7 protein-coding genes are annotated in these 6,687 nt (G+C 70.4%); 2 read left to right on the top strand and 5 right to left on the bottom strand.

From position 1 onward, the window contains the following. Positions 1-155 precede the first annotated feature (155 nt). The 3 genes from WBN91_RS38715 to WBN91_RS38705 form a co-directional block, all read right to left on the bottom strand. A complete protein-coding gene (locus tag WBN91_RS38715) occupies positions 156-2,321 on the bottom strand; it encodes an MMPL family transporter (RefSeq protein ID WP_337729272.1) in 2,166 nt (721 codons plus the stop codon). A 3-nt stretch (positions 2,322-2,324) separates the two neighbouring features. After that, positions 2,325-2,885 (bottom strand): TetR/AcrR family transcriptional regulator, encoded by a 561-nt coding sequence (locus WBN91_RS38710; RefSeq protein WP_337729271.1) that lies wholly within the window; start codon positions 2,883-2,885, stop codon positions 2,325-2,327. 65 nt (positions 2,886-2,950) lie between these two features. Beyond that, on the bottom strand, positions 2,951-3,898 hold the full coding sequence (locus WBN91_RS38705; protein WP_337729270.1) for an NADP-dependent oxidoreductase: 948 nt from the start codon (positions 3,896-3,898) through the stop codon (positions 2,951-2,953). An 86-nt stretch (positions 3,899-3,984) separates the two neighbouring features. Between WBN91_RS38705 and WBN91_RS38700 the strand changes: the two genes are divergently transcribed. Next, the gene (locus WBN91_RS38700) at positions 3,985-4,587 is read left to right on the top strand and encodes a TetR/AcrR family transcriptional regulator (protein WP_337729269.1); all 603 of its coding nucleotides are present in this window, start codon (positions 3,985-3,987) and stop codon (positions 4,585-4,587) included. Here the strand turns inward: WBN91_RS38700 and WBN91_RS38695 are convergent. Continuing rightward, a complete protein-coding gene (locus WBN91_RS38695) occupies positions 4,563-5,120 on the bottom strand; it encodes a TetR/AcrR family transcriptional regulator (RefSeq protein WP_337729268.1) in 558 nt (185 codons plus the stop codon). The genes WBN91_RS38700 and WBN91_RS38695 overlap by 25 nt on opposite strands. A 73-nt stretch (positions 5,121-5,193) precedes the next feature. Here WBN91_RS38695 and WBN91_RS38690 point away from each other — a divergent pair, with 73 nt between their 5' ends. Next, positions 5,194-5,769 carry a DUF2867 domain-containing protein gene (locus WBN91_RS38690; protein WP_337729267.1) on the top strand — a complete coding sequence of 192 codons (576 nt, stop codon included), beginning with the start codon at positions 5,194-5,196 and terminating at the stop codon, positions 5,767-5,769. Positions 5,770-5,819: 50 nt separating this feature from the next. Here the strand turns inward: WBN91_RS38690 and WBN91_RS38685 are convergent, their stop codons facing one another. Next, a complete protein-coding gene (locus WBN91_RS38685; protein WP_337729266.1) occupies positions 5,820-6,575 on the bottom strand; it encodes a class I SAM-dependent methyltransferase in 756 nt (251 codons plus the stop codon). Between the last annotated feature and the right edge of the window lie 112 nt (positions 6,576-6,687).

Here is a 6,687-nt window from a genome sequence, read left to right as displayed (position 1 = left end):
GCCGGACGGGGAAAGAAACCGAGGCCCTTCCCGTGGGCGCTAGCCGCTTCGGCTCGCGCCTTCGGCGCGGAGCACCCCGCCGTTCGGTCGGAGCGCGTTCGGCGAAAAGCGGCGCGGCCAGTCTGATGGGTGGCCCAGCGGGCTTGCGGGTGCGGTTAGGCGTTGACTGGTTCTCGGGGGCGGTCCTCGCTTGAGGGCTGGGTGGTGAGGGCGGTGCCTTCCACGTCCAACTCCGGTAGCCAGCGGAGCCACTTGGGAAGCCACCACGCGCTCTTACCCAGCAACGCCAGCGCCGCCGGCACCACGATCATCCGGATCACGAACGCGTCCACCAAGATTCCGATCGCCAGGGCAAACGAGATCGACTTGATCGTCGCCTCCCCCGAAGGCACGAACCCGGCGAACACCGAGAACATGATCAGCGCCGCCGCAACCACCACAGGTGCCGCCTGGCGGAAACCCGTCGTAATAGCCTCGCGCGGATCGGCCCCCCGATGATGAGCCTCGTGCATCCTCGACACCAGGAACACCTGGTAGTCCATCGCCAAGCCGAACAGGATGCCGATCACGATGATCGGCGTCAGGCTGATCAAAGGCCCAGTCGTGTCCAGGTTGACCGCGTCGGCCAGCCAGCCCCACTGGAAGACAGCGACCGTCGCACCCAACGACGTGCCCACAGTGAGCAGGAAGCCCAGCACGCCCACCAAGGGCACCAAGAGCGACCGGAAAACCAACACCAGCAACACCAGGGCCAAACCCACGACAACCGCCAAGTACACCGGCAACGCCCGGTCCAAGGTCGTTGCCACGTCCACGCTGACCGCCGTCTGGCCGGTCACGTAGGCAGTCGTGCCATCCAAATTGGACAGTTTGGCGCGGAGGTCGGCGACCAACTGTTCCGTCGCCTCGCTCGTCGGGCCGGACTTCGGGATCACGGCCAACTGCGCGGCACTGCGGTCGGCATTCGCCTTGGGCTCGGCGGCGAAGGCCACATCGTCCAAAGCCTCGATCTCGGGCTTCAGCCTGGTCGCCGTGGCCTGGGCGTCTCCGCCCTCGAACAGGACCACCAACGGACCGTTGAAGCCCTCGCCGAAGCCGTCCGCCAGGATCCGCTCCGCCCTCGCCTGGGTGCTGTCGGCAGCAGGAATCGGAACCAGAGTGGTCTGCATGGAGGACAGCGGGAGGGCGATCGTGCCCAACGCGACGACGGTCAACAGGAGCGCGGGCACGCGGTAGCGGGTGACCGTGTGGACCCAAGTCCGGTAGAAGCCGCGTTCGCGGACCTCGACGGCAGGTTCGGTGCGCTGTTTGCGCGGAAGGGCGCGGCGGCCGATGTAGCTCAGGACAGCGGGCACCAGGGTGATGGCGATCAGGACGGCCACGACGATGGTCGCGGCGGCGGCGATGCCCATTTGGGTCAAGAACGGGATGCCCGCCACGGCCAAGCCTGCCAAGGCGATGACGACGGTCAGGCCGGCGGTGACGACAGCCGAACCGGCAGTGCCCACTGCGACGCCGATGGCTTCGCCTACGTCCGCGCCGCGCCGCAACTCCTGCCGGTACCGGTTGATGATGAACAACGCGTAGTCGATGCCGACCGCCAAGCCCAGCATGGTCGCCAGGACGGGAGTCGTGGACTGCAAGTCCAGGAAACCGGTGCTGATGGTGACGCCCAGCGCACCGATGCCCACTCCGACAGCAGCGGTCAGCAGGTTCATGCCGGCCATGACCAGCGAGCCGTAAGTGATGGCGAGGATCAGCAGTGCCACCACGACGCCGATGCCCTCGACCACGCCGCCCACGTGCGGCGGTGCCTGCACGGCCTCGCCGGTCACCTCGACGGTCAGGCCGGTCGTGCGGGCTTCGGCGGCGGCGTTGAGCAGCGCGGTGCGCTGTTCTTCCGTTACCTCACCGGGATTTCCCTCGAACGTGACCGTGCTGTAGGCGACGTTCACGTCCTTGTTCACCGCCGGTGCGGCGGGGTCGAGGGGGTTCGCTGCGCTGGTCACGCCGGGCAGGGCGTCCAGCTTGGCGACCAAGCCGGCCAACGCCTGCGCCTGGTCGGGTTCGACGAACTTCTTGCCCTCCGGGGCCTTCACCACCACGCGGGCGGTCGCGCCGCCTTCGGTGCCGAACTGCTGCTTGATCTTGTCCAGCGCGGTCGTGGACTCCTGGCCGGGGATGGAGAAGGCGTTGGACGTCTCGCCGGCGAGCGTGGTGGCGCCCAAGGCGGTGCCCACGAGGACGAGCAGCCACAGGAGGACCACGACCAGGCGGCGCCGGTGCGCGCCGAAGCCGAGTCGGTACAGCAGTCTTGCCATCGGTCAGGCCTCCAGGGGTGCGCGGTGTCCGAGCGCGTCGAAGCAGGTCGAGAGGATGTGCGGGCGCCAAGTGGTCTTCTGGTCGGCGCCGTTGGCCAGGAGGGTGAGCACGGCCAGCGACGTGAGCGCGCCGATCACGCGGATGGCGCGTTCGGGGTCGACGGGTTCGCGCTCGACGCCGAAGGCCTCGTGCACGATGACCTCGCCGAGGCCGCCCTCGGGCAGCGGTTCCCCGCCGTTGATCGCGGTGAGGGCCAGGGCCACCAGCCCCGGCCGGTCCAGGGCGACGTCGATCAGCAGCTCCAGGCTGCGCCGGTCGCGGTCCGGTCCCGGCGGCAGCGGCGCGACGGCGTCGGCGACCTTGCGCTCCAGGTCGCGGCACGACGCCTGGACCGCCTCGTGCAGCGCTTCCTTGCTCGGGAAGTGGTGCAGCAGGCCCGCTTTGGACAGCCCCACGGCCTCGGCGAGCTCGCGCAACGACGTGTGCTCGAACCCATGCCGGGCGAACAGGCCCGCCGCGCGGTCGATGATCCTGTCGTCGGCCTCCTGCCGAAAACGACTCATGTCCTCGACGGTACGTACCGACCGACCGATCCGGTAGGTAAACCGACCGGATCGGTCTGTGACGCTCACCGCACGGCGACGACGAGCTTCCCGGTGGTGTGCCTGCGGACGAAGTCGACGCACGCCTGTGGGGCCTGGTCCAGGGAGTACCGGCGGCCGATCGTGGCCTTCAGCGCACCCGCGCGGACCGAGTCGACGACCCCGGCCATGCCCCCGGTCCGGCCGTCGAGGTCGAGCACGAACCGCACGTCCACGTCCACGGTCGGACGCGGGTCGGGCGTGATGGTCAGCAACCGACCTCCGGGCCGCACCGCGCGTGCCAGGCCGTCCAGGTCGTCTCCGGGCAGGACGAGGTTCAGGGCGAGGTCGACGTCCGGGTACTCGCCGTAGGCCACGGTCCGGTGCGCGCCCAGGTCGCGGAGCAGGTCGGCGTCCGCCGCGGTGGCGGTGGCGACGACCTTCGCGCCCGCGTGGGCGAACAGCGGGACCACGGCGGTGCCGACACCTCCGGTCGCACCCACCACCAGAACCGTGTCACCGGGCCGGATCCGCGCTTCGGCCAGCAGCGCCCGCGCGGTCAGCCCGGTGGTGGCGAGCGCGGCAGCGTCCTCTGTGGACAGTTGGGGTGGGCGGTGGGTCAGCAGTGGCGTGTCGGCCTCGAACACCGCGTACTCCGCCAGGGAACCGGTGCTCAACGACGGGCGGGTCGGGCCGACAAGCGCTTTCAGCGCGCGGGGCACGGCCTGGCCGAAGATCTCGTCGCCGGGCCGGTAGGCGGTCACCCCGGGACCGACCTCGGCGACCGTGCCGGCGAAGTCGTTGCCCGGCACGTGCGGGAAGTCGAGCGGGAACGCGTCCCGGTAGTCGCCGCTGGGCAGGCGGACGTCCCCGGGGTTGATCGACGCGGCGGCGATGCGGACCAGGAGTTGCCCCGGCCCGGGATGCGGCACCGGCACGTCCCCGACGGTGAAGTTCTCCGGCGGGCCGTACCCGGTGACGACTACTGCCTTCATGGCACTCCTAAACGGACCGAGTGGTCAAGTTACGGCCGGACGCTAACCGCAAACGGACCGGGCGGTCAACTTGTTAGGGTGACGAGGTGACCCGACCACCCCGCGCCGACGCCGTGCGCAACCGGGCGCTGCTGCTGGACGCGGCGGCGGCGGAGTTCGCCGAGCGGGGGTTCGAGGCGTCGGTCGCGGACATCGCGCGCCGGGCGGGCGTCGGGAAGGGGACCGTCTTCCGGCACTTCCCCACCAAGGACGACCTGCTCGCGGCGATCATCCTGGACCGCATCTCCCGGCTGACCGCGACGGGCGAGGAGTTGACCACCGCCCCCGACCCCGGCGCCGCGCTGCTGGAGTTCCTGACCACCGCCGCGCGCGAGCGGCAGCAGCTCGACCTGTCATTCCTCCAGGCCCACGGCAGGGCCGAGGTGACCTCGGCGCGCGAGAACCTGTTCCGGGTGATCGACGCCCTGGTCGACCGAGCGCGCGAGCACGGCGTGCTGCGCGAAGACGTGACCGGCACGGACGTGGTCCTGCTGATGTGCGCGCCCAACGACGTCGTGCGCTACCTCCCCGACGCCCCACCGGACCTGTGGCAGCGCTACCTGGCGATCATCTTCGACGGCCTGCGACCGGAGGGCGCGCACCCGCTCCCCCAGCCGCCGCCGGGTCACGCCACGCCGGCCACCAGGTAGCGCAGCGCGGCCAGCGACCGGGTCAGGTCGACCTTGTCCGGCGCCACCAGCCACTGCTGGTGGATGCCGATGCCCGCCCCGATCAGCGCCACGGCCAGCGCGTCCGCCGACAGCCCCTCGGGCAGCGGGAACCGGGACAGCAGCTGCCGGCAGTGCTCGCGCAGGGTCTCGTGGATCGCCGCGTACCGACCGCGGATGGGCGAGTCGGGTTCGAGCGCCTCGACCAGCAGCGTGACGAACAGCTTGGTCGTCGGCCGTGCGAACAGGGCTTCGAGGCCCGCCACCAGCAGGTCGAGGTCGGGTTCGGCGGGCAGGCCGGTGCGCAGGACCTCCACCGACCGCTCCAACACGGCCAGCAGCAACCCTTCCTTGCTGCCGAAGTGCCACGGGATCGACCCGCGGCTGATGCCGGACCGCTCGGCGACGTCGGCGAACGTCGTCTGCCGGTAGCCCTTCTCGGCGAACAGCTCCGCCGCCGCGCCCAGGATCAGCTCCCGGCTCTCCCCGCTGGTCTGCTCACGCCGTGTTGTCACGACACCTCCTCCTGTGCTAGCCATAATAGCCTATGCTGGCCAACATAGGAGACCGGGCATGAGGGGTGCAGGCATGAAACTTGCTGATAGCGCGCACACGGAGCTGCCGTGGCGGATCCACGAGCTGACCCCGGACTTCCGGGTCGAGGACGTGTGGGCGTTGCCCACGCCCGGCGGCCCGGACGACTTCGGGAAGTTGGTCCGGCAGATGTCCGAGGGCGAGGGTCGGTTCTCCGGGGTGACCCGGGCCTTGTTCACCCTGCGGTGGAAGCTGGGTCGGTTGCTGGGCTGGGACCGGGAGGACCAGGGCCTGGGTGGACGGGTGCAGACCCTGCGCGACCGATTGCCCGCCGACTTGCTGGCCGCACCTCGCCCGGGGCTGCGAGCGGTGCCGTTGCGCACGGTGTACCTGGCCGGTGACGAGTGGGCGGCTGAGCTGGCCAACCGGACCGTGCACACGGTCATGCACATCAGCTGGGTCCCGGACGGGTCTGGCGGTCATCGGGGCCAGATGGCTGTGCTGGTCAAACCCAACGGGCGCTTCGGCCGTGCCTACATGGCCGCGATCCGGCCCTTGCGCCACCACATCGTCGACCCCGCGCTGATCCGGATGATCGGGCGCGGCTGGCAGCAGAGGAGCATGGCGTGACATGACGATCGGGAGTCCCGGCCGCGTGGGATCCACCGGTCGGTGTCGGCTCAGAGCCGCTGGGCCAGTGCCAGTTCGGTCATGAACCGTTTGGTGATCCGGCCGCCGTATTGGCTGATCAGGGTGGTGAGGCAGGCGAACAGGGCGGCGCGGCGGTCGGGTGGCAGGGCTCGGTGGCCGGAGTAGGTCATCAGGAGGTCGAGGTACTGGGGCGCGGTGTAGGCGCGGTCCCATTCGCAGCGGTGGAACTCGACCGGGCCGAACCGAGCGGTGAAGTCGGTTGTGTCCTTGGGGATCTCGGCGGCCGGGGTCAGGCGCAGTCCCGGTGGGGTGCTCGGGTCGAACCGCTCGTAGCAGGCTTGGGCGTTGGCGAAGAACTCGTCGTACCGGGTGTCGCCGGCGACGTGGTGGGTGGAGATGAGGGCCAGGGTGCCGCCAGGGCGCAGTGCGGCGGCGGCCTTGGCGGTTCGGGTCGCCGGGTTGAGCCAGTGGAAGGCGGTGGCGGCCAGCACCAGGTCGAATGGCTCGGCGGGCAGGGGCCAGGTCTCGAACTCGCCCACCACGACCTTCACGTCCGGGAACCGTGTCAGGTTGCGCCGCGCTACGGCTGCCATTGCGGGGCTGAGGTCGAGGGCGGTGACCTGGTGGCCGCGCTGGGCCAGGGGGACGGTGGCTTTGCCGGTGCCGCAGCCGATCTCCAGGGTTCGGCCGGTGGGCAGGCGGTCGAAGAGGGGGTCCGGGTAGCCGGGGCGGTGGCGGTCGTAGTGCTCGGCGTCTTCGCCGAAGATCGTCCGCAGGTCGGTCACGGGAACGAGCCTAGACGCGCCCCGACTCCGCTTTCCGCGCGCAGCGCGCACTTCGCGCGCGGAGCGCGCGGTAGGTGTTACCTACAAGTGGAGGGCCTCGGTTCCCCCACCG

This window comes from Saccharothrix sp. CCNWYY140, assembly GCF_037401995.1.
Taxonomy (GTDB): domain Bacteria; phylum Actinomycetota; class Actinomycetes; order Mycobacteriales; family Pseudonocardiaceae; genus Actinosynnema.
The sequence above is the reverse complement of the archived record's forward strand: the minus strand, read 5'-3'. Positions and strand labels throughout refer to the sequence as shown.

Bases quoted from the DNA above. Each gene is read 5' to 3' on its own strand.
- WBN91_RS38715 (WP_337729272.1), bottom strand. From the start codon at position 2,321: ATGGCAAGACTGCTGTACCGACTCGGCTTCGGCGCGCACCGGCGCCGC.
- WBN91_RS38710 (WP_337729271.1), bottom strand. From the start codon at position 2,885: ATGAGTCGTTTTCGGCAGGAGGCCGACGACAGGATCATCGACCGCGCG.
- WBN91_RS38705 (WP_337729270.1), bottom strand. From the start codon at position 3,898: ATGAAGGCAGTAGTCGTCACCGGGTACGGCCCGCCGGAGAACTTCACC.
- WBN91_RS38690 (WP_337729267.1), top strand. From the start codon at position 5,194: ATGAAACTTGCTGATAGCGCGCACACGGAGCTGCCGTGGCGGATCCAC.